This is a genomic window from Pseudomonas sp. DR48, from assembly GCF_019823085.1.
Classification (GTDB): domain Bacteria; phylum Pseudomonadota; class Gammaproteobacteria; order Pseudomonadales; family Pseudomonadaceae; genus Aquipseudomonas.
On the sequence record NZ_CP081946.1, the window covers coordinates 3,642,938 to 3,669,406 of the forward strand.

Here is a 26,469-nt window from a genome sequence, read left to right on the forward strand (position 1 = left end):
GCAAAACCTTAGTGGTGACGTGGCTTGAGGATCGCCGGTTTTTCGTCTGGCGCCTGGCACAGCAGGTACAGCGCGGTCAGCGCTTCCGGGATCTGTACGATCATGTCGTCCATCAGGTTGGGGTCTTTGGCGATGTCTTCGAACTCAGGCTGTTCGTCGAACAGGCCCGAACCGACCATGATCGGCAGCAGCATTTCGCTGACTTCGTCTTCGGCGGTTTCGAACCAGGCCGCTTCGCGCAGGAACACGCCTTCCATGAAGCCGATGCACCAGCCGCGCAGGTCGGAATCGTCCGGCTCCTCGCCCAGGTCCAGCTCGCACGGCAGCTCGAATTCTTCATCGGAGGCCAGTTGGCGAGCGATGTGCGCCTTGAGCGCGAGCAGGGTGGATTCGATGGCTTCACGCTCGGTGTCGTCGGCGTAATGCGGCTCTTCGGCGAAAAGGGCGTCGATCCATTCACGATCCGGAACCACTTCGGAGCAGATCGACAGCGCGGTGAGGTAGCCGTGGGCGGCCACATAGTCCAGCGCCTCGTCATGCAGTTCGTCGGCGTCGAGGAAGACTTGCAAACGGGTTAGTTGCTCAGCGAAGGACATTAAAGGGCTACCTTGGGAATTAACAGATGCGGGAATTCTAGGCCTTCTTGAGCACACAGGCCAGCCGCGCGGCATATTTGCACCCCGGAACACCACAATCCCTGTGGGAGCGGGCTTGCTCGCGAAGGCGTCGTGTCAGGCAGCATTGATGTCGACTGATACTCCGCCTTCGCGAGCAAGCCCGCTCCCACAGGTTTTGCATTGCGTTAGCGTCACGTGTCTTCTCAGCGGCACCCTTTGAGGAGGAGGCCTCGGGTATACTCGCGCGTTTTGTGATGCCCTGCTGGCGTCGCGGCTGAAAGTATGAAGCGTCATGCAACGCGCACTTACGATTTGTCGGTGCAGCTTTCGTGGTTCTGAACCAGCCTTGCAGGGATGTTTCGGTGATTTTTGGAGTTTTTATGCTCGAGCAGGCTCAACGCGTCCTCAAGGACATCTTCGGCTACGACAGTTTCCGTGGCCGTCAGGGTGCAATCATTGAGCGCGTGGCCAGTGGCGGCGACGCCTTGGTGCTGATGCCTACCGGTGGCGGCAAATCCCTGTGTTTCCAGGTGCCCGCACTGCTACGCGAAGGCCTGGCCGTGGTGGTGTCACCGCTGATCGCACTGATGGACGATCAGGTCGCCACGCTCGAAGAACTGGGTGTCGCCGCCGCCGCGCTGAACTCAACGCTCAGCGCCGAGCAGCAGCGCGACCTCGCCGCGCGGATCAAGCGCGGCGAAGTGAAGATGCTGTATCTGGCGCCCGAGCGGCTGGTCCAGCCGCGGATGCTGGCCTTCCTGCAAAGTCTTGAAATCTCCCTGTTCGCCATCGACGAAGCGCACTGCGTGTCCCAATGGGGTCACGATTTCCGTCGCGAATACCTGCAACTGGGCCAGTTGGCGGAGTTGTTCCCCAATGTCCCGCGCATTGCTTTGACGGCCACTGCTGACAAACGTACCCGTGAAGAAATCGTCGACCGGCTGCATTTGCACAATGCCGAGCGCTTTCTGTCGAGTTTTGACCGCCCCAACATTTTCTACCGCATCGTGCCCAAGGAGCAGCCGCGCAAGCAGTTGCTGGCGTTCCTCGCCGAGCGCCGCAGCGATGCCGGCATCGTCTATTGCCTGTCGCGTAAGAAAGTCGACGAGGTGGCGGTGTTTCTCAGTGAGCAAGGTTTCCCGGCGCTGCCGTATCACGCCGGTTTGCCCAACGACACCCGCGCCCATCACCAGAAGCGCTTCCTCAACGAAGAGGGCCTGATCATGGTCGCCACCGTGGCGTTCGGCATGGGCATCGACAAGCCTAACGTGCGCTTTGTCGCTCACCTCGACTTGCCGAAATCCCTTGAGGCGTATTACCAGGAAACCGGTCGCGGCGGCCGTGATGGCCTGCCGGCGGATGCCTGGATGGCCTACGGCCTGCAAGACGTGGTGATGCTCAAGCAGATGCTGCAAAACTCCGAAGGCGATGAGCGCCACAAGCGTCTGGAACAGCACAAGCTCGACGCCATGCTCTCGCTATGCGAAGAAACCCGCTGCCGTCGCCAGACCCTGCTGGCGTACTTCGATGAAGACATGCCCGAGCCGTGCGGCCATTGCGACAACTGCGTCGACGGCGTGCAGACCTGGGACGCCACCGAGCCGGCCCGCCAGGCGCTTTCGGCGATCTACCGCACAGGTCAGCGTTACGGCGTCGGGCATTTGGTGGATGTATTGCTGGGCAAGGACAACGAAAAGATCCGCAGCTTCGGCCATCAGCATCTGTCGGTCTATGGTGTCGGCAAAGCGCTGGGCGAGAGCGAATGGCGCTCCCTGTTCCGCCAACTGGTGGCCCGTGGCCTGGCCGACATCGACCTCGAAGGCTACGGCGGCCTGCGTCTGAGCGACACCTGCCGGCCATTGCTCAAGGGCGAAGTGACCCTGGAGTTGCGCCGCGACCTCAAACCGCAAACCACTGCCAAAAGCAGCAAGAGCCAGGCAAGCCAGCTGGTGCGCGGCGAAGAGCGCGAACAGTGGGAAGCCTTGCGCGCCCTGCGTCGCAAGCTCGCCGAGGAGCATGGTGTGCCGCCTTACGTCATCTTCCCCGACTCGACCTTGCTGGAAATGCTCCGCAGCCAGCCGACCTCGCTGGCGGAAATGGCCACCGTCAGTGGCGTCGGCGCGCGCAAGCTGGAGCGTTACGGCGAAGCCTTCCTCGAAGTGTTGGGTGGACAGGTCGAGGCGCCGAAAGTGGTGGCCGACGTACGCCACGAGCTGATCACCCTGGCCCGGGCCGGCATGACGCCGCTGCAAATTGCCGGTCAGCTGCAATGCTCGGAAAAGAATGTCTACACCATGCTCGCCGAGGCCATCGGCAAACAGCAGTTATCGCTGGAACAGGCGCTGGACCTGCCGGAAGAATTGATGGGCGAAGTCCAGGACGCATTCCTCGACGGCGAGGGCGAATTGCCGCCGGTCTCGGAGATCGCCGCGTTGTTTGCGGGGAGAGTGCCGGAAGGGGTGTTGTACTGCGTACGGGCGGCGCTGCAATCTGAATTTGAGGTTTAAGTGACCGGTCAGGGTGGTGTAACGATTCACTACAGACCAGTCCTTGCCTCGAGCCAATGGTCATGCTTAGCTGACTAATAATTAGTTTTTCTCTATTTCAGTCTGATCATGAGTGTTTTATGCCGTTAACCGATCAACACCGTTTTGGCATGCAACTGGCCCAGATGTCGCGTGGCTGGCGTGCCGAACTGGACCGCCGTCTGGCAGGCCTCGGATTGTCCCAGGCTCGCTGGCTGGTGCTGCTGCACCTGGCGCGTTTCGACGAAGCGCCAACCCAGCGTGAACTGGCGCAAAGCGTCGGCGTCGAAGGGCCGACCCTGGCCCGATTGCTTGATAGCCTGGAAAGCCAGGGACTGGTCCAGCGCCAATCGGTGCTGGAAGACCGTCGGGCGAAGAAGATCGTCCTGTGTGCCCCGGCCCGTCCCCTGATCGAACAAATTGAAACCATTGCCAATCAACTGCGCCGCGAACTGTTCGAAGGCGTGGATGAGGCGGAGTTGAAGATCTGCATGCGCGTTCACGGGCACATTCTGGCGAACCTGGAAAAGTCTTGAGGCATAACCGCGTGTCAGCTTTTTGAGATACCCCGTTGAGCGGACTATAAAGAACTACTAGGCAATATCGTGTTCGTACCGGATGTGCGAACACGTACAGGTTGGTTCTGGTTATCTAAGGGATGCACATGCTCGAGAGTTGGCACGTTGTTTTGCGGTGTTGCGCCAGGCTGCTTCTGGTCGGTGGTGCTGTCACTTACTCGGCATTGGCCCCTGCGCTGGGATTGGGTGAGATCACCCTTCATTCCGCGTTGAATCAGCCGTTGCGTGCCGACATTGCCTTGGTGGATGTCGGCAGTCTGGAGGAGGGCGAGCTCTCCGTCAGCCTAGCGACGGCGGATGAGTTCAGCCGCGCCGGCGTCGACCGGGTGTTCTTCCTCAACGATTTGAAGTTCACACCGGTGTTGCGGGGCAACCGCAGCCTGATCCGGGTGACCTCCAGCAAACCGGTCAACGAACCCTTCCTGAATTTCGTAGTGCAGCTTAATCAGCCCAACGGGCGTTTGCTGCGCGAGTACACGGTACTGATCGATCCACCGGGTTCCCCCGGGATCGTGCCGGACGACGATGTACCCGTCGCCAATCAACCAAACTCTCCCTTCCCGAGCGTCAAACCGGCCATTGTGTCAGCGCCGGCGGCGAAAAAATCCGCGACGGCGCCCAAGGTCGATCCACTTGTCGCGCCCCCTGTGAGCGATCCCGTTGCCGAACAACTGGCCGCCAGCATTTTGCAAAACCAGCAACTGCAAAAGACCGTCGATGAGTTGAGCGCGAAGCTCAAGGCTCAGGATGAGCAGGCCGCTGGCCAGAAAAAACAGGTGTCCGAACTGCAAACCCAACTGGCTGAGATCAAGCAGGCTCCGCCTGTAGCACCAGTCGCGATAGCGCCTGCTGCCCCGGTCGTTGTTGAAGAGACCGACAGCCAGTGGCCGCTGATCATCGGCTTGCTGGGGTTGATAGCGTTGGTGTTGCTGGGGCTGTTCGTTCGCCGCCGACAACAGCGCGGTCAGGTATTGGCGCCGGATCCAGCCGCTTTACCGCCACGCCAGGAGCCGGTGCTCGATCGAGCGGCTGCTGCGGTGGAAAACGCTCCACCGCCCGCAACATCTCCCGAACCTCATGAAGAAACGGCGGCGGGTGATGTGCTGGAAGGCGTTGGCATCTACCTGGCCTATGGCCGATATTCCGAAGCCGCCGGTTTGTTGCGAGACGCCTTGGCCAAGCAACCACAGCGCACGGACCTGGCGGTGCAACTGTTGGAGGTCCTCGGCAAGCAAGGTGATGTTCGCGCCTATGAGGTGCAGGAAAACAGCTTGCGTGACGCCGGGTTCGACCCTCAGGAACTTCAGGACATGCGCGCCCGTCATCCGAAACTGAGTGCGATGCCGGTGCCGGTGCCGGTGCTCGTGCCTGCGGTGGCGGCAAGCATCGTTGCGGTGAAACCCGAAAGTGCGCACGCCGACGAATTCCGGTTGAACCTGGATGACCTGTCGATGGATGCGAATTGGGATCTGGTCAGCCCCTTCGAAACAACCAAACCTGCCAATGCACCGCCCAAGGCCGCTGAGCCCGCGTTCGCTTCAAATCTGCACGTATTGCCCGATGTGTTCGAGATGCCCGACGAGATCACCCTGGACGAACCCGAACTCGAATGGGTGCCCGAACCTGACTCGCAGTCACTGGATGACGACTTTCTCGACACGTTCAGCGACAGCGGACAATCGCTGGAGCTGGAACCGCTCAACCTTGAACCCCTCAACCTTGAACCGGCCAGGCCAACCAGCGCCGGCAAGCTGGAGCAAGCCCAGAACTGCATCGACGACGGTGATCTGGACAGCGCCATCGAACTGCTCAACGAGTTGCTTAAAGACGGTGATGAGCCGCTCAAGCAGACCGCCCGGAGTCTGTTGGCCGGAATCCGCTGAGCAACTAAACTGGCGGCGCACTCAGGTTCAGGAATTCGGCCCATCATGACCACGCAAAAACCGGAAATCGTCATCACCTACTGCACGCAATGCCAATGGCTGTTGCGCGCGGCCTGGCTGGCGCAAGAACTGCTCAGCACCTTTGGCGATGACTTGGGCAAGGTTTCGCTGGTGCCCGGCACTGGCGGTGTCTTCCACATTTTCTGTGACGAGGTGCAGCTCTGGGAGCGCAAGGCTGATGGTGGTTTCCCGGAAGCCAAGGTGCTCAAGCAGCGGGTCCGCGATCAGATCGACCCTGACCGCGACCTGGGCCACAACGACCGGACTCAGTGAGAGGCGGCCTCGGCCGCCACGGTTTTTTTACTGGAGCCGCCTGACAATCTGCTGGAAACCACAATTGCGACGATGATCAATGCTCCGCCGATCAGCATGCGCAGCGTCGGGTTTTCATCGAACAACAGCCACGCCACGGTGATCCCGTAGACCGGCTCCAGGGCGAACACCACGGCGGCGGTGCGCGCTTTGATGACCGCCAGGCTGGCGACGAACAAACTGTGGGCAACCCCGGTGCAGAATACGCCGAGCAGACCGATCCACAGCCAGTCGATAGTGCGCACGTCGCTCAATAGCGGTGCTGCCACTGGCAGCAGGCACAGGGCAACCACCACGTTTTGACACAGCGCGGCCTGCACCGCCGGGATTCGTCCGGAGCTGGCGCGGTTGGTCAGTGACAGCAGGGCGAACAGCAAGCCTGAACCGACGGCCCAGAGCAGGCCCACGGTGGCACCACTCGCCAGATCGAAATCAGGCGTGACCAGCACCAGCCCGACACTCACCAGCACGACCAGGAGGATTTCGTTGGCGCGAATCCGCTCACGGAAAATCAGCCCTTCGAGAATCACGGTAAACGCCGGGAAGCTGGCGAACCCCAGAGTCGCAATCGCCACGCCCGCGACTTTCACCGCAATGAAAAAACTCACCCAATGCCCCGCCAGGAGTAAGCCGCTGAGCAGCAGGCGGCGCCAGTCCTGCGCTTCGAGTTTCTGCCAGCGTGTGTTGCTGGCGAACCGTGCGAAGAATGCCAATGCCAGCACGGCAAACGCGGCCCGACCAAAAACGATGACCGAGGGGGAGGCGGCAGCGAGTTTGCCGAACACACCAGTCAGGCCAAACATCAGTGCGCCGATATGCAGGGCGCCAAGGGCGGTACGCGGAGTCATTGCAATCCTTGATATTGAACCGGGCCAACAGACACCGGGGGCACTGTAGGAGCTGTCGAGTGAAACGAGGCTGCGATCTTTTGATCTTGATCTTTTAAAAGCGAGACCAAAGATCGCAGCCTCGTTTCACTCGACAGCTCCTACATTGAACGGTATGACGGCGGTTATGTCTGTCGGCAAACTATCGACTTTTGTTGCCAGACTCGCGGCGCAGTTCGCCCGGCGTCGCACCGAACTCGCGCAACACCGCCGCAGCGAATGCGCTCTGGGAACTGTAACCGACCCGACTGGCGATCTCGCCGACAGGCAGCGGCGAGTCACGCAGCAATCCCACCGCTATATGCAGCCGTCGACTGCGAATGTAGTCCATCGGCGTCTGCCCGCATTCCGCGACAAACCGCGCGTGCAACCGAGCGCTCGACAAGCCGGCGATGCGCGCCAGATCGGCGACCTGCAGCGGATAAGCCGCATACTGATCGATGTGCGCATTCAGGGCGGCATACGGCAAGCGTCGACCGCCCACGACGTCTGGCTTGGCGTTGTTGAGGCTGGCCAATAACAGCACCGCGCCTTGCTGGGCAATCAACGGATCACTGACCTGACTGGCCGCAAGCCAGCTCACCAACTGACTTTGACCGGCGTCCAGCGGCAGGCGACCGGCGTTGTCGAGCAGGCGTCGACTGGCCTCGGCGTGATCGCCCAAGGACTGCGAAATCCATTGGTCGCTCGGCACATCCAGCACCAGGCAGCGACTGCCATTGCTGCTGCCGCAGGCGTGATGGAAGCCGGACGGCACCACCACGAAACTCTGTTGCACCACTTGGCTGCCACGCCCGCCGACTTCAAAGTCCAGCGCGCCCGAGAGCCCGAACACCAGTTGTGCGTGGTCGTGGCTGTGGACGATCAGGTCTTCGGTGTACTGGCGTAGCGTGAGGATCGGTCTCATCGCAGGTCTCCCGGGCAAGATGCGGTCAGTCTACACCGCCAGGGTGCTGTCACAGGACTGACTCGGCACTGTCATGGGCCATTAACCCGACCGGCGCAAGCTTGCCAAAATCTGTCCTGAGGGTTTACCCATGACCAGCGCCGAGCTCGCCAAACCCAGCCGTAAGCAACGTGTGCGGACCTTGTGGATTTCCGATGTGCATCTGGGCACCCGGGATTGCCAGGCCGAACACCTGTCGCAGTTTCTAAAGGGCTATCACGCGGACAAGATCTACCTGGTCGGCGACATCATCGACGGCTGGAAACTGCGCAGCGGCATGTACTGGCCACAGGCGCACACCAATGTGATCCGCCGGCTGCTGACCATGAGCAAGCGCGGCACCGAGGTGATCTACGTCACCGGTAACCACGACGAATTCCTGCGCCGTTATTCGAAGCTGATGCTGGGCAACATCCAGTTGGTGGACGAGGCGGTGCACGTGACCGCCGATGGCCGCCATCTGCTGGTGATCCACGGCGATCAGTTTGACGTCATCACCCGCTATCATCGCTGGCTGGCCTTTCTTGGCGACTCGGCCTACGAATTCACCCTGACCCTCAACCGTTGGCTGAATCACTGGCGCGCCCGTTATGGCTATGGCTACTGGTCACTGTCGGCGTACCTCAAGCACAAGGTGAAAACGGCGGTCAGTTTCATCAGTGATTTTGAAGAGGCCATTGCCCACGAATGCGTGAAGCGCGAATTGCACGGCGTGGTGTGCGGGCACATTCACCATGCCGAGATCCGCAAGGTGGGCGGGGTGGACTACCTCAATTGCGGGGATTGGGTGGAGTCGTGTACGGCGTTGATCGAGCATTGGGACGGGTCGATCGAGTTGTATCGGTTGGCGGATGCGCAGGCGCGGGAGGCTGAATTGAAGGCCATTAAAGTCGCAGAGCCGGCATGAAAATCAAGTTGCCTGCACGGTCCTCATCGCGGGCAAGCCCGCTCCCACATTAGACCGCTTTCGGGCTAACGATTCGGTCACCTGTGGGAGCGGGCTTGCTCGCGATTGGACCGCGCAGCGGTCCCGATGGATTTATGAGGCCGGCGCGTGTTCTTCCATCGCCGCCTTGTAGATCGAATGTTTAGGCTGCGCAAACAAGCGCTCCATCATCGGCTCGAAGAAACTCAGCGGTAACGTCTCATACGCTGGATCAAACGCCGCCGCATCGTACTTGGCGCAGAACTCAATGGTTGCCTGATACTGCGGATGTTCGCTGAATTGCTCGCGCAGATGCCGGTCCATCCCCAGGTGATGGAAGAAATAATAGCCCTGGAAGATCCCATGCTTCTCCACCATCCACAGGTTCTCGGCGCTGACGAACGGCTTGAGGATCGCCGCGGCAATGTCCGGATGGTTGTAGGAGCCCAGCGTGTCGCCGATGTCGTGCAGCAGCGCACAGACCACATATTCTTCATCGCGGCCGTCGCGCCAGGCACGGCTGGCGGTTTGCAGGGAATGGGTCAGGCGATCCACCGGGAAGCCGCCAAAATCACCCTCCAGTAATTTCAGGTGCGCCACGATCCGTGTCGGCAGCTGCCTCGCATAGGCACTGAAGTCCGCGGCGATGATCGCCCAGTCTTCCTGCGTGCCATCCTGCATGTGGGTGAAACGAGCGCTGGCATTCATCAGCTATCCTCTTGTTCTAAGCGAATGGGACATTTTGAGTGTAGGACTTGGATCCAATTCTGCACTGGCCACGCAGGACGCTTTTATGACTAGGGGAGCCTAGAGCGGCACCCGACCCAGCACCATGTCGCGGTACATGACGAAGTCACCGAGCAGGCTGTAAAGAGGGTGCTGAAAGGTCGCCGGGCGGTTCTTCTCGAAGAAGAAATGGCCGACCCAGGCAAAGCTGTAACCCGCCAGCGGCAAGGCGAGCAACAACAGCCACGCGCCTCTGCCAACGGCCAACGCCAGAATGAAAATGACCAGGCTGGTACCGACAAAATGCAATCGTCGACAGGTGCTGTTGCTGTGTTCGCTGAGGTAGTACGGGTAAAACTCAGCGAAACTGTTGAAACGTCTGATGTTTTCCACGACTGCGATCTCTGTGGTAGTTGTTCTGATTGCAAGTTGTTCTGCGGGTAGCTTATTTGAGTCTAGAGTGATCAATGGCGTCAGCCAGTGACAATAGGCGCCACTTTAGTATCCTTCGAAAACTTGCCGCGTTAGACGGCTCACCAATCAGTAAGTAAACGCCATGAGCGAACGTACGACTTCTGCAAGCTGGGCGATGGGGATTGTCAAAGCACTGGAGATGGACGGCCTGGATTGCCGGGTTCTGTTCAAGCAGCTGGGGCTCGACTACGCGGCACTGGATGACCCCGATGCGCGCTTCCCGCAAGACTCCATGACACGACTGTGGCAGCGCGCGGTCGAGCTGTCCGGTAACCCCGCGATCGGCCTGAACATGGGCAAAGTGGTGCGCCCGGCGTCCTTTCATGTCGCCGGTTACGCGCTGATGTCCAGCCGGACCCTGGCCGAAGGCTTTCAACGACTGGTGCGCTATCAGCGGATCATTGCTGAAAGTGCTGACCTGAGCTTCCGGTTACTGGATGAAGGGTATGCGCTGATTCTGACGGTCCATGGCGACCACCTGCCGCCGACCCGACAAAGCGCCGAAGCCTCGCTGGCCTGTGCGCTGGCGCTGTGCGGCTGGTTGACCGGGCGCACGCTGCAACCGCGCAAAGTGCTGGTGCAGGGCGATCAGCCGAGCAATCTCGAACCCTACAAACAAGCGTTCCATGCGCCGTTGGTGTTCAACGCGCCTTATGACGCGTTGATCTTCGAGCGCGCCGACATGGAGGCGCCGCTGCCGACCGCCAACGAGGCGATGGCGCTGCTGCACGACCGGTTTGCCGGTGAGTATCTGGCGCGGTTTTCCGAGAGCCGGGTGACCCACAAGGCGCGGCAGGTGCTGTGCCGTCTGTTGCCCCAGGGCGAGCCCAAGCGCGATACCGTGGCGCAGACGCTGCACTTGTCGCAACGGACCCTGCAGCGACGCTTGCAGGAAGAAGGCACGAGTTTTCAGACGTTGCTGGATGACACGCGACGGGAACTGGCCGAGCAATACCTGGCGCAGCCCACCATGACCCTGCTGGAAATTGCCTACCTGTTGGGGTTTGCCGACCCGAGCAATTTCTTCCGCGCCTTCCGCCGCTGGTTCGACGCCACGCCCGGCGAGTACCGGGCACGGCTGATGGAAGCGCCGGCGCCTGTCAGTGACGCCAGAACGCAGGAATGCACAGAACAAACACCGTAATGATCTCCAGTCGTCCCAGCAGCATGCCGAACGAGAGAATCCACTTGGCGGCGTCCGGCAGGGTGGCGAAGTTGCCCGCCGGGCCGATGGTTTCGCCTAGGCCCGGACCGACGCCGGAGACGGTACTGGCCGCGCCGGTGAGGGCGGTCATCCAGTCCACGCCGAGCAGCGACAGCAGCAATGCGATCACGCAAATGGTGATGGCGAAGAAGAACGAAAACGTCAGGATCGAACGCACGATCTCTTCGTCGAGACGGTGACCGTTGTACTTCTGCTTGATCACCGCGCGCGGGTGAATCAGCTGATTAAGGTTGGCCTTGAGCAGGATATAGGCGACCTGGAAGCGGAAAATCTTGATCCCGCCCGCCGTCGAGCCCGAGCAACCGCCGACAAAACCCAGGTAGAAAAACAGCATCAGCGAGAAATTGCCCCAGAGGCTGTAGTCCCCCAGTGCAAAACCGGTGGTCGTCACCACCGACGTCACGTTCAGGGCCACATGGCGCAGGGCATCGAGCCAGTGCAGTTTGGTGGTCCACCAATACCAGGTGCCGAGTACCAGCCAGGTCACCAGCAACATGCCGAGCAAACCTTGAACTTGCTGGTCCTTGATCAGTGCCCGACGGTTACCGCGCAAGGTGGCCACGTACAGGGTGAACGGCAGGCTGCCGAGGATCATGATGACGATCGCCACCCAGTGCACCGCCGGTTGTGTCCACTTCGCCAGCGACTGGTCGGACGTGGAGAATCCGCCGGTGGAAATGGCTGACATCGCGTGGTTGATCGCATCGAACAGGCTCATCCCGGCCCACCAGAACGCCAGGCTGCCGAGGATGGTAATGCCGACGTAGGCCGCCACGATCAGACGCGCCACCATGTGCGAGCGGGGCATGATTTTTTCGGAACGGTCCGACGACTCTGTCTGAAACAGCCGCATGCCACCGATGCGCAGCAACGGCAGAATCGCGACCGCCATGCCGATGAAGCCGATGCCGCCGATCCAGTGCAGCAGCGAGCGCCACATCAGGATGCCGGGGGACATGGTGTCCAGGCCGGTCAATACCGTGGAGCCCGTAGCGGTGATGCCGGACATGCTTTCGAAGAACGAGTCGGTGTAGCTGATGCGCTGAGTCAGCAGAAATGGCAGCGCAGCGAAGATGCACACCACCACCCAACTGCTGACGGTCAGCAAGTACATGTCTCGCGGACGCAGGTGTACGTGTTCGGGGCGACCGGGGATGACCAGCGCGAGGCCGGCGACAAAGGTGATCATGCTCGCCCAGAGGAACGATGGCAGGTCACTGGTGCGTTCGAAAATCACCAGAGTGGCCATGGGCACGACCATGGCGATGGCCAGCGTGATCAGGAAGATGCCGATGATGAAACCAATAGTCCGTAAGGTCGGCAACGCCATGAAGTCCGCTCTGGCTGATAATGGGAAAGGCGCCATTCTACCCGTGGGGCCTGCTATGTAAACCGGCACTCCTGAGGTGGTTACCGCTAGAATAGCCAAACATTTTTTACAGGAGGTGGCCGATGCAGGCTCTCGACGCTTTGCTCAACCGTGTTTCCGTTCCACGACTGATCGACCCGGCACCCACCGCAGAACAACGCGAAGTGCTGTTCGCCGCCGCGATGCGCGCACCCGACCACGGCCACTTGCAGCCTTGGCGCTTCCTGACAGTCGAAGGCGCGGCGCGTGAGCAGATGGGCGAGTTGCTGGCTGAGGCGGCGAAGCTGCAGGACAGCGAAGTGTCGGAAGCGGCGCTGGACAAGGCGCGTAACGGTCCACTGCGTGCGCCGCTGGTGGTCGTGGTGATCGCGCGGTTGCAGGATCACATCAAGTATCCGAAGTCCGAGCAATTGCTGGCAGCGGGATGCGCGGCTCACGGGATTTTGCTGGCCGCGTATGCGCAAGGCATTGGCGCGGTGTGGCGCACAGGTGATCTGGCCTATTCGGCGCATGTGGCCAAAGGGTTGGGATTGGCGGAGGGTGAGCAGGTCATCGCGTTTCTCTATCTCGGCACGCCGCAGAAAGAACCGCGCGTGGCGGAGAAGGTTGATCTGGCCGAATTCGTCAGCGCCTGGCCAGCCACGTAAGATCGTTCCTCACGCTCTGCGTGGGAATGCCTCAAGGGACGCTCCGCGTTCCAATGGGACGCAGAGCGTCCCGGGCTGCATTCCCACGCGGAGCGTGGGAACGATCATCAGCGCGTTCTCATCTCGGTCAGTTAAGAGGTGACTCCGGGCACCAACGGTAATTCCAGGCTGGCGATAAACCCGCCATCCGGGTGGTTGGCCAGCACCAGGGCCCCGCCATGTCGTTCTGCCGCCCGGCGCGCAATCGCCAACCCGAGGCCATGTCCGGGTGCTGTTTGCCCGGGAGCCCGGTAGAACGGTTCGCCCAACTGACTCAAGTGCCCGGCATCGACACCCGGCCCATGGTCACGCACGCTGACCACGATCCGCTCGCCCTGACGCACCGCCTGCATTTCAATCGCCTGACCCACCGGGTTGAATCGCTGGGCGTTGCGCAGCAGGTTATCCACGGCGCGTTCAATCATCGTCGGCCAACCCTTGAGGTTCAGCTGCGGTTCGGCAACAAGGTGTACGTTCTGCTCCGGCGAACCCAATTGCGCATCCTTTTGCAGGGTGTTGAGCAACGCATTGAGATCTACGTCTTCGGCGCTGGCGTTGTCGGCATCGACTCGCGCCAACACCAGGATTTCACTGATCAACGCTTCCAGCCGATCACACTCGCGCGTCAGGCGCGGCGCAAGTTTTTCCCGTTCCTCGGGTGTTGCCCGTTCGGCCAATGCCAGCGCAATGCGCAGTCGGGCGAGGGGGGAGCGCAATTCGTGGGACACGTCGCGCAGTAATTGCCGCTGGCTGCTGATCAGACTTTGCAGACGCGCACCCATGCGGTTGAAGTCGTTGGCCAGCACGCCGAATTCATCGCGGCGGTTGGCCAGTTTCACCAGGCTGTTCTGCTGATAGGTGGTTTGCCCCAGATCATGCACCGCGCCGCGCAAGCGACTCAGCGGACGCGTGATGGACAGGGTGACGAACAGGCTGAAAAGGGTCAGCACCACCAGGGCAATACCCAATGCGCTCAACGGCCAGAGCAGGCTTTCGCGGTGCCAGGCGTCCAGTTCCGGGTGTGGGATACGGTAGATCAGCAGGTAGGTGTCGCCGGTTTTGTCGCTGGTGTATTCCGCGGTCAGACGCCGCCATGGCAGGCGCCGATCGTCATTGTTCTGCCGTGCTTCGAAGGCTGCGGCACGACGGGGGAACGTGCCGCGCACCACGGGATCGCCGCTCTCGTTGAGCACTTGAACGTCGATGTGATATTGGCGTTTGCGCTGTTCCAGAATGTCCTGGGCCGCTTCCTCGCCCTGGGATTCGTAGGTTTGCGTCCACTGTTCGGCCAGGTTGTTCAGGCCCGGGTGGCGACTGAGTATCCACGCGTCCTGGTTAAGCATGTGCCCGAGTAGAATGGACAGCCCCGCAACCAGGGCGATGGCCAGCCAGAAGCTGGCCAGAATACGCCAGAACAATGAGCGCACAGAAAATCCTCGAACAATCACAAACCAGTGTGGGAGTGAGCCTGCTCGCGATGGCTGTGTATCAGTCAACAAATATTTGCCTGACACACCGCCATCGCGAGCAGGCTCGCTCCCACATTAAATTGAGTGGCAAAAGACCCGACGGGTTTAGCCGTCGGGTCCGGGGTTAGCGCATTATTGCGCTTTTGGCTGTTGCTGCTGTTGCTGTGCTTTCCAGGCCTTGAACTCAGCCCATTCGGCGCGACGCTCAGCCTGTTTTTTCTGGATTTCGTCGAATTTCTTCTGTTGATCCGGTTTCAGCAGGGCACGCACGTCGGCTTCGGCTTTCTTGTGGTTGGCGGCCATTTCGTCTTTCATGGCTTTCTGGTCGGCTGGCGAGAGTTTTTCCAGGTATTTTTCGACCAGTTGCTTACGCTCGTGCATCTGCTCGCCCATGATCTTGCGGATCTGGTCGCGCTGTTCGCGGCTCAGGTCGAGCTGGCTATACGGGCCTTTGCCGTGCATGCCGTGCATCTGACCGCCGTGGTGCGAACCGTCCATCGGGCCACCCATCGGGCCGGCACCTTCAGGCGCAGCCATGGCAATGGTCGGCAGGGCGGCAGCGAACATCAGAGCGATAAGAGTCTTGCGCATGGTGTATCTCCTTGTCTCGTTCCCGGTACGTTCCGGATGAGTACAGATTACGAGGATCAAGGTAAGCGGCGGTCAGCGCAGCGTAAAGCTTGGGTAAAGATGATTTTGTACTGACCTGACAAATCTTACAGACTGTAGTAATAACCGCGACTACGCAGGGCAACGATGCGTGGACGGCCATCGGGGTGCGGACCGATCTTTTTGCGCAGGTTGCTGACGTGCATGTCCAGGCTGCGGTCGTACAGGGTCAGTTTGCGACCGAGGGCGATTTGCGCCAGTTCCTGCTTGTCCAGCGGCTCGCCAGGTTGCTTGAGCAAAGCTTCGAGCAGGCGGCTTTCGGAAACGGTGAGGGTGAATTCCTGTTCGTCGATGCTGACCACGCCGCGCACCGGGCTGAAACACAGGTCGCCCAGTTCGAGCTGGCTCGACGCGGCCGCCGGATGGCTGCGGCGCAATACGGCGCGCAGACGGGCTGTCAGTTCCCGCGGGTCGCACGGCTTGGCCAGGTAATCGTCGGCGCCCAGTTCCAGGCCGAGAATGCGATCCAGTGGTTCGCCTCGGGCCGAGAGCATCAGCACCGGCAAGTCGGGATGGTCATTGCGCAGTTGCTTGAGCAGCTCCAGGCCGCTGCCATCGGGCAGCATCACGTCCAGCACCACGGCTGCCGGAGACGTCTCGGCCAGCGCCCGGCGGGCACTCTGGCCGTCGTGACAGGCGCGGACCTGAAAGCCTTCCTGGCTCAGCCAACTGCTCAGGAGCTCACACAGCTCCTGGTCATCATCAATTAATAACAGCTCGCTCATGACTCACTCAATTTAGCCATTGCCTACGTTTTCTCGTGGCACCGCTGGCGAAGATACCGCAGAGCAGCGCCAAAAGCGCAACTGCGGCGCCAATGACGAACCACTGCTGTTGATCGGTCAGCAGGCGTGGCAGCGGGTTGCTGGCCTGGGTTTCCTTGAGTTGCAGCTTGAGGCGCTGGTTCTCTTGGCGCAACCGGGTCAGTTGAGCGCTTTCACGTTCGTTATCGGTATTTTGCAGTTGTTTGCTCAGTTCTTCTCGTTGCTGTTCGCTAGCTTTCAAGCGTTGTTGCAACTCGGTGATCTGACTGCCGGCGCTCAATGACAACGGCGTCGAACCGGCGCCCTCGGCGCGTTCCTCACCGTGGACAGGGGCCACAATCGACAACGTCATCAACATCAGACACAACGGACCTTTGCGCATCGCCACTCCTGATTCCAATACGAGTATTGGGCAGGTTGTCGGCCGTCAAACGAGAATAATGAGCGTTGAGAGCGCGATGAACCGTCAAGGTTCACCGCGAGGCAGGACTTTATGGCAGGACTTGCTTGAACGGCTTGACCGAAACGTTGGCGTAGACGCCTGCGGCGACGTAAGGATCCGCATCGGCCCAGGCTTGTGCCGCGCTCAGGGAGTCGAACTCGGCGACGATCAGGCTGCCGGTGAAACCCGCGGCGCCCGGATCATTGCTGTCGACCGCCGGGTGCGGACCGGCCAACACGATACGCCCTTCGCCCTTGAGCACTTGCAAGCGCTCAAGGTGTGCAGGCCGTGCGGCCAGGCGGGCTTGGAGGGAGTCGGCAACGTCTGTGGCAATGATTGCGTAAAGCATGTCAGTCCTCGGTTTTTGGCGTTGTGGTATCGGTGTCATGCAGGTGGCGGGACAGGTAAATGCCCTGGCCGACCAGGAACAGCAACGTCATGCCCAGGCTGCCGAAGACCTTGAAGTCGACCCAGTAGCTCTGGAACGTGAACGCGACGAACAGGTTGGCGGCACCGCAAAACAGGAAAAACCCGATCCAGGCGATGTTCAGGCGCGTCCAGATCGGGTCCGGCAGCGTCAGTGCGTGGCCCATGATGCGCTTGATCAGCAGTTGGTCGCCGATGAAGTGGCTGCCAATGAAGGCCAGGGCGAACAGCCAGTTGACCACCGGCGCTTTCCATTTAAGGAAGGTCTCGCTGTGGAACGCCAAGGTCAGGCTACCGAACACCAGGCAGGCGATGAGGGTCAGCCACTGGCTCTTCTCCAGCTTGCGCTGCTTGATGAACAGCGTGCCGTAAACCACCAGGGAACTGATGATCAGCATCGCGGTGGCGCTGTAAATACCGCCTACAGTCACTTCATGGCCGGCGACGTCGACGACCCGTGGATCGATCTTGAAGACGATGAAAAACAGCAGAAGCGGGATGAAATCGATGAATTGTTTCACAGTGGCAGCCAGAAGCAGGATGTGGCGGCATAATAACAAACATATGGGCGCGCGATAGCGTCAGCTGATTTGAGGTAACACATCCCCGTGAATGTCGATTTGCACTGCCATAGCACCGCTTCCGATGGCGCACTCGCGCCGGCAGTTCTGGTTGCGCGTGCGTACGAGAAAGGCGTGCGAGTCCTGGCCTTGACCGATCACGACACCCTGGAAGGCCTCGATGAGGCCCGCACCGCTGCGTCCGAACTGGGAATGCAACTGGTCAATGGCGTCGAATTGTCCTGCACCTGGGGTGGGGCGACCATTCATGTGCTGGGGTACGGGTTTGATGTCAATGCCGCACCGTTGGTCGAGGCCATTGCCAAATTGCACGATGGCCGCTGGCTACGGTCCGAAGAAATAAGTCGCAAACTGGCGCTGAAAGGTATGCCGGGAGCGCTAGACGGTGCCCGGGCCATGCAGCAGGAGCTGGGTGACAGCGGCAATGCCCCGGCCCGACCGCATTTCGCCGACTGGATGGTGCGTGAAGGTTTCGTCAAGGATCGCGCCGAAGCGTTCCGCAAATGGCTGGGCGCCGGCAAGCTGGGCGACGTCAAGCAACACTGGCCGACCCTTGAAGACACGGTTGAAACCCTCAGGGCCGCGCAAGCCTGGGTCAGCCTGGCGCATCCGTGGCACTACGATTTCACTCGCAGCAAGCGTCGCCGCCTGATTTCTGACTATATTCAAGCAGGGGGCCACGCTATCGAAGTGGTCAATGGCCATCAGCCCGCCGAACAAGTGGGCAGCCTGGCGATTCTCGCCCGTGAGTTCGGTCTGCTGGTCAGCGCCGGCAGTGATTTTCATGGCCCTGGAGGCTGGTCCGAGATCGGTGAATATCGCCCGCTCCCGGAGGATCTGCCACCACTGTGGTGTCGATTCAAACATGACCCAATTATTGCCGTCGTCTGAACAGGTAGAGAATGTGAGTCAATTTTTCCAGATTCATCCGGAAAACCCGCAAGCGCGCCTGATCAAGCAGGCTGTCGAGATCATCCGCAAAGGCGGGGTGGTGATTTATCCCACAGACTCGTCCTACGCAATCGGTTGCCAGATCGGCGACAAGAACGCCGTGGAGCGCGTGCGCCGGTTGCGCGGGCTGGACGACAAGCACAACTTCGCGCTGATTTGCAGCGACCTGTCGCAGCTGGGGCTGTTCGCCAAGATCGACACCGGCCTGTTCCGCTTGCTCAAGGCGCACCTGCCGGGGCCGTACACCTTCATTCTGAACGCCACGCGCGAAGTCCCGCGCCTGTTGCTGCATCCAAAAAAACGCACCATCGGCCTGCGGGTGCCAAGCCATCCGATAGCCCTGGCGCTGCTTGAAGAGCTCGGCGAGCCGCTGATGAGCGTGAGCCTGATCCTGCCCGGCGAAACCGAACCGATGACCGATCCTTACGAAATGCGCCAGGTGCTCGAGCATCAGGTCGACCTGATCATCGATGGCGGTTTCGGCGGGATCAAGGCGTCCACCGTGATCAACCTCGCCGACGGCGAGCCGGAAGTGATCCGTGTGGGTTGCGGCGACCCTGCGCCGTTCATGGCCGAGGCGTAGATGTCCGCAGTAGAACCCGTTGACAGTCAGGCCGGCGCCCAGCAGGAGCTGCCCTTCGCCATGGTCTATGGCCAGGCGGTCATGGAAATGCCGCTGGACCTGTACATCCCGCCGGACGCACTCGAGGTTTTTCTCGAAGCCTTCGAAGGTCCCCTCGACCTGCTGCTGTACCTGATCCGCAAACAGAACATCAACATCCTCGACATCCCGGTGGCGGAAATCACGCGTCAGTACATGGGGTATGTCGAGTTGATGCAGTCGGTGCGCCTGGAGCTGGCCGCCGAGTACCTGGTGATGGCCGCGATGCTGGCCGAGATCAAGTCGCGGATGTTGCTGCCGCGTGCCGAAACCATCGAAGACGAAGAAGAGGACCCGCGTGCCGAACTGATCCGGCGCTTGCAGGAGTACGAACGCTTCAAGGCTGCCGCCGAAGGCATCGATGGCCTGAGCCGGGTCGGGCGCGACGTGGTCGTGCCCAAGCTCGATGCCCCCGAAGCCCGGGCGCGCAAACTGTTGCCGGACGTGCGCCTGTCAGAGCTGTTGTTGTCCATGGCCGAAGTCCTGCGCCGTGGCGACATGTTCGAAAGTCACCAGGTCAGCCGCGAGGCGCTGTCCACCCGCGAGCGCATGAGCGACGTGCTGGACCGGCTCAAGGGCGGCGGTTTCGTGCCCTTTGTCGAGCTGTTCACCGCTGAAGAAGGACGCCTGGGGGTCGTGGTGACCTTTATGGCGATCCTCGAACTGGTCAAGGAATCTTTGGTCGAGCTGGTGCAGAATGAGCCGTTCGCGGCGATCCACGTGCGAGCCCGAGCCGAATAACGAGTTGAATCATGAACCTGACTGAACCCCGCGAGCTGGCGCCACTGCTTGAAGCCTTTCTGTTGGCCTCGGGAAAACCGCAATCGCTGGAACGCCTCTTCGAACTCTTCGAGGAAGGCGAGCGACCCGAGCCGCCGGTCTTCAAGAAAGCCCTGACGATTCTGGCCAAGTCCTGCGACGGTCGCGCCTTCGAGCTGAAGGAAGTGGCCTCCGGCTATCGCCTGCAGATTCGCGAAAAGTTTTCGCCTTGGGTCGGACGACTGTGGGAAGAACGCCCGCAGCGGTATTCGCGCGCCATGCTCGAAACCATCGCCCTGATCGCCTATCGCCAGCCGATCACCCGGGGCGAGATCGAAGACGTGCGGGGCGTGGCGGTCAACAGTCACATCGTCAAGACCCTGCTGGAGCGCGAGTGGATCCGCATCGTCGGTTACCGTGACGTGCCCGGCAAACCGGCGATGTTCGCCACCACCAAGGCTTTTCTCGATCACTTCAACCTGAAAAACCTCGACGACTTGCCGCCACTGGCTGACTTGCGTGAGCTGGAGCCTGATCCGGTGCTCGACTTCGACGACGCGCCAGTCCCGGCCAGCTTGCAGGAACTGGCCGACGCCAGTGCCGAGCCGGAAGAGCCCAAGGAAGAAACCAGTTTCCATACGCTGTTGCTGGAACTGGACACCATGGAGGAGGGGCTCAAGACCGACTTCGACGACATTTTGCGCGATGGTGCGTTGACTGAGACTGAAGAAGTCCTGGAGCAGCCGGAGCCGGAAATCGAAGTTGAACTTCATCCTGAGCCTGAAGCCACAGTCGAAGAGGAGCCGGAAGAAGAGCTTGAGGATGACGTGCTTGGCGTCGCCGAAGCGCGCGAAAAACTCCTGGCTGCTGTCGCCGCTCTCGAACAATCGAAACCCGAGCCCGAATTGAGCGACGAAGAAGCCGAAGCCCGAGCCTTGGCCGAAGCAATCGAAGCCGAACGCCGCGAATTCGACGACTGACCTCAACCCTGAGAACAATAGAAATCCCTGTGGGAGCGGGCTTGCTCGCGAATGCGGTGGGTCAGGCAACAAAGATGTCGACTGACCCACCGCATTCGCGAGCAAGCCCGCTCCCACAAGGGGTTTGTGTTGTCTGGAGTATTTGATGAGTTCTACCAAAGACCCATGCATCAGCGTCTGCAAATTCAACGACGACATCTGCCTCGGCTGTGGCCGCAGCAAGCGCGAGATCAAGGCCTGGAAGAAGCTCGACAAGGCGGACAAGCGCACAGTGCTCGCGGAGTCGGCGCTCAGGTTGAACAAACTCGGCGGCGCCGTTCGGCGTAAAAGCAAATAAGCAGGCAATCATCAGCTAGTCTCTGATGCGCAAACGCTCCCATGAGCGTATGATTCGCGACCCTTCGGCGATCCCTACGCCCAAGCTCTTCAAAAAAGTAACAGTTTTACATCGCTTCAGGACGCTCAATCATGGGCCGCCTGAACAGACCACACCGGGAGGTGCCCAGATGAGTATCAACGACCAGAAAGACGACCAGGAAATCGGCCCAGCAGGCGAAAAGCTGCAGAAAGTCCTCGCCCGTATCGGCGTCGGCTCGCGCCGTGACGTAGAAGCCTGGATCAGTCATGGCCGCATCAAGGTCAACGGCAAAGACGCCACACTTGGCCTGCGCGTCGACCTGCATGACGCCATCACCATTGATGGCAAGGTGATCAAGCGCGAAGAAGCCGCCGAGTCGGTACGCCGCGTGATCATGTACAACAAGCCCGACGGTGAAATCTGCACCCGTGACGACCCGGAAGGCCGTCCGACCGTGTTCGACAAAATGCCGAAGCCGAAAGAAGGCCGCTGGATCAACATCGGTCGTCTGGACATCAACACCACCGGTCTGCTGATGTTCACCACCGACGGTGAGCTGGCTAACCGCCTGATGCACCCGTCCTACGAAATGGACCGTGAATACGCGGTACGTGTACGTGGTGAAGTCGATGATGAGATGATCGAGCGTCTGAAAGCAGGCGTCGTCCTCGAAGACGGCCCGGCCAAGTTCACCGACATCAAGCAGGCTCCGGGCGGCGAAGGTTTCAACCACTGGTATCACTGCGTAGTGATGGAAGGTCGCAACCGCGAAGTCCGTCGCCTGTGGGAATCCCAGGGCCTGGTGGTCAGCCGTCTGAAGCGCGTGCGTTTCGGTCCGGTGTTCCTCAACTCCGACCTGCCGATGGGTCGCTGGCGCGAAATGAGCCAGTACGAAGTCGACATTCTGAGTGCTGAAGTGGGCCTGACCCCGGTGGCCATGCCGCAGATGAACGCCAAGAGCAAAGACAAGCTTGAGCGTATGCAGCGCAAATCGTCCCGTCCGGTCGGCAAGACCGAGCGCGTGCGTACGTTGCGCCCAGCTGCTGGCGCCCCGGCTGCCGGTCCACGTGCTCCACGTGAGCCGAAGATCGAAGGCGAGCGTCCGGCCCGCAAGCCAGTGGCACCGCGTGCCGATGGCGAGCGCGGTCCACGCACGCCGCGTCCGGCCAATGGTCGCACTGAACGTGGCGAAGGCCGCGGTGCGCCAAGCGGTGGTCGCAGTGATCGCGGTGCTCCAGCAGGTCGCGGTACGCCTGTGGCAGACCGTCCTTCGGACACCAAGCGCCCGGCCAAGCCAGCGCCGAAGAAACGCCCAGGCATCGTTCTGGTCGACAAGGACGCGCCATCGGGCAAGCGTCGCGGTGCACCAGCCGGTTCGGGCCAGCGCCCGGGCTTTGGTCGCCGCAAGCCTGAGTAATCGGTAAGCGCCCATAAAAAAACGCCAACCTTCGGGTTGGCGTTTTTTTTTGCTGGCTTAAGTGATGTGTTGTTTGTATGGACGCCTTCGCGAGCAAGCCCGCTCCCACAGTTGACCGGTTTTTTCCAGGGGAATGCAATCAAATGTGGGAGCGGGCTTGCTCGCGAAGAGGCCATTAGCAACACCGCTACCTCACGGTCTAGAAGACAAATCGCCCATCAAACACCGGCTCATCATCCAGCGCCAACACGCCGCTGGAAAAAATCAGGTCCAGGTGATGGCTGCCCTTGGCCCCGCCACCCAGCCCCAGATGCAAGCCGCAATGACGCTCCTCAAAGCCGGCGTTGCGCGCGTAGAGCGCCTTCACGCCTTCGTTGGTGCCAATCCCCAGCTCCTCGATCCGCCGATTGGATGGGTTGGCATCCAGGTATTTGTTGAAGTCATGTTCCAGCCCCGGCACGTCCGTGGCGATCTTGCTGATGGTCGAGTTCTCGATCCACAACTCCAGCGGTGATTCCAATACGCCGTATTTGCGGGCAAACGGGATGGTGCTGAGGAACGTCCCCATAAACTTTACCCGGCCATTAATGGCTTCGCTGTGCGTCGCGATTTCACCGGGGGCCAGGTCAAAGTTGCCGACACCGTTGATGTCGGTCCACTTCTTGATGCTGCTCAGCGGTGTTTCAAACCACGAGCCAAGATCATCTTTGAAACTCAGGGTTGTCGCCTGCGACATGCGCTGGATCAAGTGGCTGTTCAACCCGGCAATACGTTGCGGCGTGACACTGAAAGTGTCGTAGAAGTAATCGCCGTAATCCTTGAACAGCAGCGACTTCTTCCAGTTCTCGGCCATTACGCCTTGCAGCGCGCGGACAAACTCCGGGCCTTCGGGCCGTGGATTGGCAAGGGTGGAAGAGTCATAGAAGAAAATGTACAGGTCGCTGTCGATAATCGCCTGGGCCAGCGTTTCTGTCGGTTCGAGGTCCAGGCGCAGGGTGCTGAAACAAAATGGCTGTCTGCCAGTGGCCTGTTCGACGATGGCACCGGTCAGCGCCTCGTAATCAGCCGTATGGCCCAGCAAGACCTTCGCCGGATGAAGGCCGGCAAGGGCAGGGTGATGTTCGAGGTAGTAAAGGAAATGCGAAATGGCGCGTTGCTTATCCATGTAGTCCTCCCTGACAAACCGAGAAAAGTGGCGGGCACAACCGGCCGGATTATGCCCGCCAGGATGGCTTACAAAGGCCACATCGCCGTGCCGAACGGAACAACCGCGTCGGCTTGCATCATTTCAACGGCGGCTTCATGGGTCGGTGCTTCAAACCAATCGTCCAGTTGCAGTTCAGTGTCCAAGTCTTTTTCAAGTGCTTGCATTGTGAATCTCCTAGATGACTTTTTCGGTAAGTGCAGCGACGCATTTTTCAGTCATTGAATAACGCGCCAACTTGCCGGTTGATGCGTTTCGGCACGTCGCTGAAAACCTAGTTCAGGGCTTTTTAAATTGCAAAAAAATAATTAAATAAGATTTATTTGAACTTTTTATTCTGTTTTTAGGCGGCGAATTTATTAATAGAAAACAAAAAACTAACTCGACCTTTTCCGTCAGAAGCGTCCCACCGTCAATTTGCAGTCGTCCGGCGAAGGGATCTGATGTGGAATATTTACGTTACGGCTTGTAAAGAAATGCTGACGAAAATGCCCTTCAAACCCCTTGGATTGACGGACACGGCAAGCCTGTAAGGAAAACCTGCCGTCCTGACACCGTTTAACTCGCTTGCAGGGCTCTGGGCGGCTTGTTTCAGGCGCTCCGGAAGGGTGAGATGCGCCCCATGCCTGCCGTGCAGGTGCATAACAAGAAGGAGGCGCAATGAACGCCGTGACTCATCTTCATCTCTCCCCGTGGGGCGATTTAATCGTTGCTCCCGTCGATGACCTGCAAAGGTCTGACCCTATTTATGCAGCCGCCCGAGACGCTCGGGGCGGACACAGGCAATCCCGGCAAATGACACGCTGATCCAGTGGTGTCTGGCAGCAGGGGGTTACAGGTGTACAATGCGCCGCGTTTTACCTGTGACCTCCTGCGCAAATGCGCAAATTTCGAGGCTATCCGCCTTGTTCACTCCGTCGCGTCACGAGCGTGTCGGGTTCGATTTCGTCACAGATAAAAACAAACAGGTGACGCATGACCGTAGTAAATACGCTGAACTCCTGGTGCTTGCGCTGGGGTTTGATCGGCGCTGCTTGAAAGTGCAATTGAGCAGCAACGTCTACTGAACATCATCAAACCTTGCGTGAGACCCTTTTCATGAGTGGACAAAACTCGCATTCAGGCGAGCTGAAACGCGGCCTGAAAAATCGCCATATTCAATTGATCGCCCTCGGTGGCGCGATCGGTACGGGGTTGTTCCTCGGCTCGGCCGGCGTGCTCAAATCCGCCGGTCCGTCGATGATCCTCGGCTATGCCATCTGCGGCTTCATTGCGTTCATGATCATGCGCCAGCTCGGCGAAATGATCGTCGAAGAGCCCGTGGCCGGATCCTTCAGCCACTTCGCGCACAAATACTGGGGTGGTTTCGCCGGCTTCCTGTCGGGCTGGAACTGCTGGATCCTGTACATTCTGGTGGGCATGTCGGAGCTGACTGCCGTCGGCAAATACATCCACTATTGGGCGCCGGACATTCCGACCTGGGTCTCCGCAGCCGGCTTCTTCGTCTTGATCAACCTGATCAACCTGGCCAACGTCAAAGTCTTTGGCGAGGCCGAGTTCTGGTTCGCGATCATCAAGGTCGTGGCGATCGTCGGCATGATCGCGTTGGGCAGCTACTTGCTGGTCAGCGGCCACGGCGGCCCGCAAGCCTCGGTGAGTAACCTGTGGTCTCACGGCGGCTTCTTCCCGAACGGCGTCAGCGGTCTGGTGATGGCGATGGCGATCATCATGTTCTCCTTCGGTGGCCTGGAAATGCTCGGTTTCACCGCCGCCGAAGCTGACAAACCGAAAACCGTGATCCCCAAAGCCATCAATCAGGTGATCTACCGGATCCTGATTTTCTACATCGGTGCGCTGGTCATTCTGTTGTCGCTGACCCCTTGGGACAGCCTGCTGGCTACCTTGAACGCGTCTGGCGACTCCTACAGCGGTAGCCCGTTCGTTCAGGTGTTCTCGATGCTCGGCAGCAACACCGCCGCGCACATCCTCAACTTCGTGGTGCTGACCGCGGCGTTGTCGGTCTACAACAGCGGCACCTACTGCAACAGCCGCATGCTGCTGGGCATGGCCGAGCAGGGCGATGCGCCCAAGGTGTTGTCGAAAATCGACAAGCGCGGCGTGCCGGTACGTTCGATCCTTGCGTCGGCGGCGGTGACGCTGATCGCAGTTTTGCTCAACTACCTGATCCCGCAAAACGCGTTGGAACTGTTGATGTCGCTGGTGGTTGCGACCCTGGTGATCAACTGGGCAATGATCAGCTTCTCGCACTTCAAGTTCCGCCAGCACATGAACAAGACCAAACAGACGCCGCTGTTCAAGGCCCTGTGGTACCCGTACGGGAACTACATCTGCCTGGCGTTCGTGGTGTTCATTCTCGGCGTGATGCTGCTGATCCCGGGGATTCAGATCTCGGTGTACGCGATCCCGGTGTGGGTGGCGTTCATGTGGGTTTGCTACGGCATCAAGAACAAACGCAGTGCGCAACATGCCCTGCACGCGGCAAACGTGAAGTAAGCGCAGCACGCAGAAACAACAAACCCGGCCATGTGCCGGGTTTGTTGCTTTATGGGTTTAC

Annotated in this window: 28 protein-coding genes; 14 read left to right on the forward strand and 14 right to left on the reverse strand. The window is 60.0% G+C overall.

Going from position 1 to position 26,469, the window contains the following annotated elements; genetic code table 11:
- Positions 1-8: 8 nt before the first annotated feature.
- Positions 9-596, reverse strand: coding sequence for a YecA family protein (locus tag K5K95_RS16410; protein WP_222585182.1), 588 nt, complete (start codon positions 594-596; stop codon positions 9-11).
- 401 nt (positions 597-997) lie between these two features.
- Between K5K95_RS16410 and recQ the strand changes: the two genes are divergently transcribed.
- From recQ to K5K95_RS16430, 4 genes are all read left to right on the forward strand, one after another.
- Entirely contained in the window at positions 998-3,124 is a 2,127-nt protein-coding gene (recQ, locus tag K5K95_RS16415; protein ID WP_222585183.1) for a DNA helicase RecQ, read from the forward strand.
- A 119-nt stretch (positions 3,125-3,243) separates the two neighbouring features.
- The gene (locus K5K95_RS16420; RefSeq protein ID WP_208671801.1) at positions 3,244-3,678 is read left to right on the forward strand and encodes a MarR family transcriptional regulator; all 435 of its coding nucleotides are present in this window, start codon (positions 3,244-3,246) and stop codon (positions 3,676-3,678) included.
- A gap of 128 nt (positions 3,679-3,806) precedes the next feature.
- The gene (locus K5K95_RS16425; protein WP_222585184.1) at positions 3,807-5,603 is read left to right on the forward strand and encodes a FimV/HubP family polar landmark protein; all 1,797 of its coding nucleotides are present in this window, start codon (positions 3,807-3,809) and stop codon (positions 5,601-5,603) included.
- Between the two features lie 45 nt (positions 5,604-5,648).
- Complete coding sequence (locus tag K5K95_RS16430; RefSeq protein WP_090181428.1) at positions 5,649-5,936, forward strand: SelT/SelW/SelH family protein; 288 nt, start codon at positions 5,649-5,651, stop codon at positions 5,934-5,936.
- Here the strand turns inward: K5K95_RS16430 and K5K95_RS16435 are convergent.
- Together K5K95_RS16435 and K5K95_RS16440 are read right to left on the reverse strand one after the other, a co-directional pair.
- On the reverse strand, positions 5,930-6,823 hold the full coding sequence (locus K5K95_RS16435) for a DMT family transporter (RefSeq protein WP_222585185.1): 894 nt from the start codon (positions 6,821-6,823) through the stop codon (positions 5,930-5,932). The genes K5K95_RS16430 and K5K95_RS16435 overlap by 7 nt on opposite strands.
- 181 nt (positions 6,824-7,004) lie before the next feature.
- Complete coding sequence (locus tag K5K95_RS16440; protein ID WP_222585186.1) at positions 7,005-7,769, reverse strand: helix-turn-helix transcriptional regulator; 765 nt, start codon at positions 7,767-7,769, stop codon at positions 7,005-7,007.
- A gap of 130 nt (positions 7,770-7,899) precedes the next feature.
- Between K5K95_RS16440 and K5K95_RS16445 the strand changes: the two genes are divergently transcribed.
- Positions 7,900-8,715, forward strand: a complete 816-nt coding sequence (locus tag K5K95_RS16445) for a UDP-2,3-diacylglucosamine diphosphatase (protein WP_222585187.1) — start codon at positions 7,900-7,902, stop codon at positions 8,713-8,715.
- 132 nt (positions 8,716-8,847) lie between these two features.
- Here the strand turns inward: K5K95_RS16445 and K5K95_RS16450 are convergent, their stop codons facing one another.
- Both K5K95_RS16450 and K5K95_RS16455 read right to left on the reverse strand, forming a co-directional pair.
- Entirely contained in the window at positions 8,848-9,441 is a 594-nt protein-coding gene (locus tag K5K95_RS16450) for an HD domain-containing protein (protein WP_222585188.1), read from the reverse strand.
- 99 nt (positions 9,442-9,540) lie between these two features.
- Positions 9,541-9,852 (reverse strand): DUF962 domain-containing protein, encoded by a 312-nt coding sequence (locus K5K95_RS16455; protein ID WP_222585189.1) that lies wholly within the window; start codon positions 9,850-9,852, stop codon positions 9,541-9,543.
- A gap of 163 nt (positions 9,853-10,015) precedes the next feature.
- On the opposite strand from K5K95_RS16455, the gene K5K95_RS16460 reads away from it, so the two are divergent.
- Positions 10,016-11,077, forward strand: coding sequence for an AraC family transcriptional regulator (locus K5K95_RS16460; RefSeq protein WP_222585190.1), 1,062 nt, complete (start codon positions 10,016-10,018; stop codon positions 11,075-11,077).
- Here the strand turns inward: K5K95_RS16460 and K5K95_RS16465 are convergent.
- A complete protein-coding gene (locus K5K95_RS16465) occupies positions 11,034-12,488 on the reverse strand; it encodes a TrkH family potassium uptake protein (RefSeq protein WP_222585191.1) in 1,455 nt (484 codons plus the stop codon). The two genes, K5K95_RS16460 and K5K95_RS16465, sit on opposite strands and share 44 nt — an antisense overlap.
- Positions 12,489-12,610: 122 nt before the next feature.
- Here K5K95_RS16465 and K5K95_RS16470 point away from each other — a divergent pair, with 122 nt between their 5' ends.
- Positions 12,611-13,174, forward strand: coding sequence for an NAD(P)H nitroreductase (locus K5K95_RS16470; RefSeq protein ID WP_222585192.1), 564 nt, complete (start codon positions 12,611-12,613; stop codon positions 13,172-13,174).
- A 131-nt stretch (positions 13,175-13,305) separates the two neighbouring features.
- Here the strand turns inward: K5K95_RS16470 and K5K95_RS16475 are convergent, their stop codons facing one another.
- The 6 genes from K5K95_RS16475 to K5K95_RS16500 form a co-directional block, all read right to left on the reverse strand.
- Positions 13,306-14,640, reverse strand: a complete 1,335-nt coding sequence (locus K5K95_RS16475) for a sensor histidine kinase (RefSeq protein ID WP_222585193.1) — start codon at positions 14,638-14,640, stop codon at positions 13,306-13,308.
- A gap of 174 nt (positions 14,641-14,814) precedes the next feature.
- Positions 14,815-15,273, reverse strand: a complete 459-nt coding sequence (locus K5K95_RS16480; RefSeq protein WP_222585194.1) for a Spy/CpxP family protein refolding chaperone — start codon at positions 15,271-15,273, stop codon at positions 14,815-14,817.
- Positions 15,274-15,398: 125 nt separating this feature from the next.
- Positions 15,399-16,076, reverse strand: coding sequence for a response regulator transcription factor (locus tag K5K95_RS16485; protein WP_222585195.1), 678 nt, complete (start codon positions 16,074-16,076; stop codon positions 15,399-15,401).
- A gap of 7 nt (positions 16,077-16,083) precedes the next feature.
- Positions 16,084-16,497 carry a translation initiation factor 2 gene (locus K5K95_RS16490; protein WP_222585196.1) on the reverse strand — a complete coding sequence of 138 codons (414 nt, stop codon included), beginning with the start codon at positions 16,495-16,497 and terminating at the stop codon, positions 16,084-16,086.
- Positions 16,498-16,606: 109 nt separating this feature from the next.
- Positions 16,607-16,906 (reverse strand): YciI family protein, encoded by a 300-nt coding sequence (locus K5K95_RS16495; RefSeq protein ID WP_222585197.1) that lies wholly within the window; start codon positions 16,904-16,906, stop codon positions 16,607-16,609.
- Between the two features lies 1 nt (position 16,907).
- The gene (locus K5K95_RS16500; protein ID WP_222585198.1) at positions 16,908-17,504 is read right to left on the reverse strand and encodes a septation protein A; all 597 of its coding nucleotides are present in this window, start codon (positions 17,502-17,504) and stop codon (positions 16,908-16,910) included.
- A gap of 87 nt (positions 17,505-17,591) precedes the next feature.
- On the opposite strand from K5K95_RS16500, the gene K5K95_RS16505 reads away from it, so the two are divergent.
- The 6 genes from K5K95_RS16505 to rluB all read left to right on the forward strand — a co-directional run bounded on the left by K5K95_RS16505 (position 17,592) and on the right by rluB (position 22,690).
- Entirely contained in the window at positions 17,592-18,455 is an 864-nt protein-coding gene (locus tag K5K95_RS16505) for a PHP domain-containing protein (protein WP_222585199.1), read from the forward strand.
- 13 nt (positions 18,456-18,468) lie between these two features.
- Positions 18,469-19,098, forward strand: a complete 630-nt coding sequence (locus K5K95_RS16510; protein WP_222585200.1) for an L-threonylcarbamoyladenylate synthase — start codon at positions 18,469-18,471, stop codon at positions 19,096-19,098.
- Positions 19,099-19,158: 60 nt separating this feature from the next.
- Positions 19,159-19,917: a segregation and condensation protein A gene (locus K5K95_RS16515; RefSeq protein WP_222590357.1), complete on the forward strand. Its 759-nt coding sequence runs from the start codon at positions 19,159-19,161 to the stop codon at positions 19,915-19,917.
- A gap of 11 nt (positions 19,918-19,928) precedes the next feature.
- On the forward strand, positions 19,929-20,915 hold the full coding sequence (gene scpB / locus K5K95_RS16520) for an SMC-Scp complex subunit ScpB (protein WP_222585201.1): 987 nt from the start codon (positions 19,929-19,931) through the stop codon (positions 20,913-20,915).
- Between the two features lie 145 nt (positions 20,916-21,060).
- Positions 21,061-21,252, forward strand: a complete 192-nt coding sequence (locus K5K95_RS16525) for a DUF1289 domain-containing protein (protein WP_222585202.1) — start codon at positions 21,061-21,063, stop codon at positions 21,250-21,252.
- Positions 21,253-21,421: 169 nt separating this feature from the next.
- Positions 21,422-22,690 carry a 23S rRNA pseudouridine(2605) synthase RluB gene (rluB, locus tag K5K95_RS16530; protein WP_090181460.1) on the forward strand — a complete coding sequence of 423 codons (1,269 nt, stop codon included), beginning with the start codon at positions 21,422-21,424 and terminating at the stop codon, positions 22,688-22,690.
- A 199-nt stretch (positions 22,691-22,889) separates the two neighbouring features.
- Here rluB and K5K95_RS16535 read toward each other — a convergent pair whose 3' ends face one another.
- Both K5K95_RS16535 and K5K95_RS16540 read right to left on the reverse strand, forming a co-directional pair.
- Positions 22,890-23,855 (reverse strand): leucyl aminopeptidase, encoded by a 966-nt coding sequence (locus K5K95_RS16535; RefSeq protein ID WP_222585203.1) that lies wholly within the window; start codon positions 23,853-23,855, stop codon positions 22,890-22,892.
- A 68-nt stretch (positions 23,856-23,923) separates the two neighbouring features.
- Positions 23,924-24,061, reverse strand: a complete 138-nt coding sequence (locus K5K95_RS16540; RefSeq protein WP_167360483.1) for a hypothetical protein — start codon at positions 24,059-24,061, stop codon at positions 23,924-23,926.
- 931 nt (positions 24,062-24,992) lie between these two features.
- Between K5K95_RS16540 and K5K95_RS16545 the strand changes: the two genes are divergently transcribed.
- Positions 24,993-26,408, forward strand: a complete 1,416-nt coding sequence (locus tag K5K95_RS16545) for an amino acid permease (RefSeq protein WP_222585204.1) — start codon at positions 24,993-24,995, stop codon at positions 26,406-26,408.
- Positions 26,409-26,469: the final 61 nt, after the last annotated feature.

Excerpts from the sequence above, each read along its gene's own strand:
- K5K95_RS16410 (WP_222585182.1), bottom strand. The coding sequence starts at position 596 with ATGTCCTTCGCTGAGCAACTAACCCGTTTGCAAGTCTTCCTCGACGCC.
- recQ (WP_222585183.1), top strand. The coding sequence starts at position 998 with ATGCTCGAGCAGGCTCAACGCGTCCTCAAGGACATCTTCGGCTACGAC.
- K5K95_RS16420 (WP_208671801.1), top strand. The coding sequence starts at position 3,244 with ATGCCGTTAACCGATCAACACCGTTTTGGCATGCAACTGGCCCAGATG.
- K5K95_RS16425 (WP_222585184.1), top strand. The coding sequence starts at position 3,807 with ATGCTCGAGAGTTGGCACGTTGTTTTGCGGTGTTGCGCCAGGCTGCTT.
- K5K95_RS16430 (WP_090181428.1), top strand. The coding sequence starts at position 5,649 with ATGACCACGCAAAAACCGGAAATCGTCATCACCTACTGCACGCAATGC.
- K5K95_RS16435 (WP_222585185.1), bottom strand. The coding sequence starts at position 6,823 with ATGACTCCGCGTACCGCCCTTGGCGCCCTGCATATCGGCGCACTGATG.
- K5K95_RS16440 (WP_222585186.1), bottom strand. The coding sequence starts at position 7,769 with ATGAGACCGATCCTCACGCTACGCCAGTACACCGAAGACCTGATCGTC.
- K5K95_RS16445 (WP_222585187.1), top strand. The coding sequence starts at position 7,900 with ATGACCAGCGCCGAGCTCGCCAAACCCAGCCGTAAGCAACGTGTGCGG.
- K5K95_RS16450 (WP_222585188.1), bottom strand. The coding sequence starts at position 9,441 with ATGAATGCCAGCGCTCGTTTCACCCACATGCAGGATGGCACGCAGGAA.
- K5K95_RS16460 (WP_222585190.1), top strand. The coding sequence starts at position 10,016 with ATGAGCGAACGTACGACTTCTGCAAGCTGGGCGATGGGGATTGTCAAA.
- K5K95_RS16465 (WP_222585191.1), bottom strand. The coding sequence starts at position 12,488 with ATGGCGTTGCCGACCTTACGGACTATTGGTTTCATCATCGGCATCTTC.
- K5K95_RS16470 (WP_222585192.1), top strand. The coding sequence starts at position 12,611 with ATGCAGGCTCTCGACGCTTTGCTCAACCGTGTTTCCGTTCCACGACTG.
- K5K95_RS16480 (WP_222585194.1), bottom strand. The coding sequence starts at position 15,273 with ATGCGCAAGACTCTTATCGCTCTGATGTTCGCTGCCGCCCTGCCGACC.
- K5K95_RS16485 (WP_222585195.1), bottom strand. The coding sequence starts at position 16,076 with ATGAGCGAGCTGTTATTAATTGATGATGACCAGGAGCTGTGTGAGCTC.
- K5K95_RS16490 (WP_222585196.1), bottom strand. The coding sequence starts at position 16,497 with ATGCGCAAAGGTCCGTTGTGTCTGATGTTGATGACGTTGTCGATTGTG.
- K5K95_RS16495 (WP_222585197.1), bottom strand. The coding sequence starts at position 16,906 with ATGCTTTACGCAATCATTGCCACAGACGTTGCCGACTCCCTCCAAGCC.
- K5K95_RS16515 (WP_222590357.1), top strand. The coding sequence starts at position 19,159 with ATGGTCTATGGCCAGGCGGTCATGGAAATGCCGCTGGACCTGTACATC.
- scpB (WP_222585201.1), top strand. The coding sequence starts at position 19,929 with ATGAACCTGACTGAACCCCGCGAGCTGGCGCCACTGCTTGAAGCCTTT.
- K5K95_RS16525 (WP_222585202.1), top strand. The coding sequence starts at position 21,061 with ATGAGTTCTACCAAAGACCCATGCATCAGCGTCTGCAAATTCAACGAC.
- rluB (WP_090181460.1), top strand. The coding sequence starts at position 21,422 with ATGAGTATCAACGACCAGAAAGACGACCAGGAAATCGGCCCAGCAGGC.
- K5K95_RS16535 (WP_222585203.1), bottom strand. The coding sequence starts at position 23,855 with ATGGATAAGCAACGCGCCATTTCGCATTTCCTTTACTACCTCGAACAT.
- K5K95_RS16540 (WP_167360483.1), bottom strand. The coding sequence starts at position 24,061 with ATGCAAGCACTTGAAAAAGACTTGGACACTGAACTGCAACTGGACGAT.
- K5K95_RS16545 (WP_222585204.1), top strand. The coding sequence starts at position 24,993 with ATGAGTGGACAAAACTCGCATTCAGGCGAGCTGAAACGCGGCCTGAAA.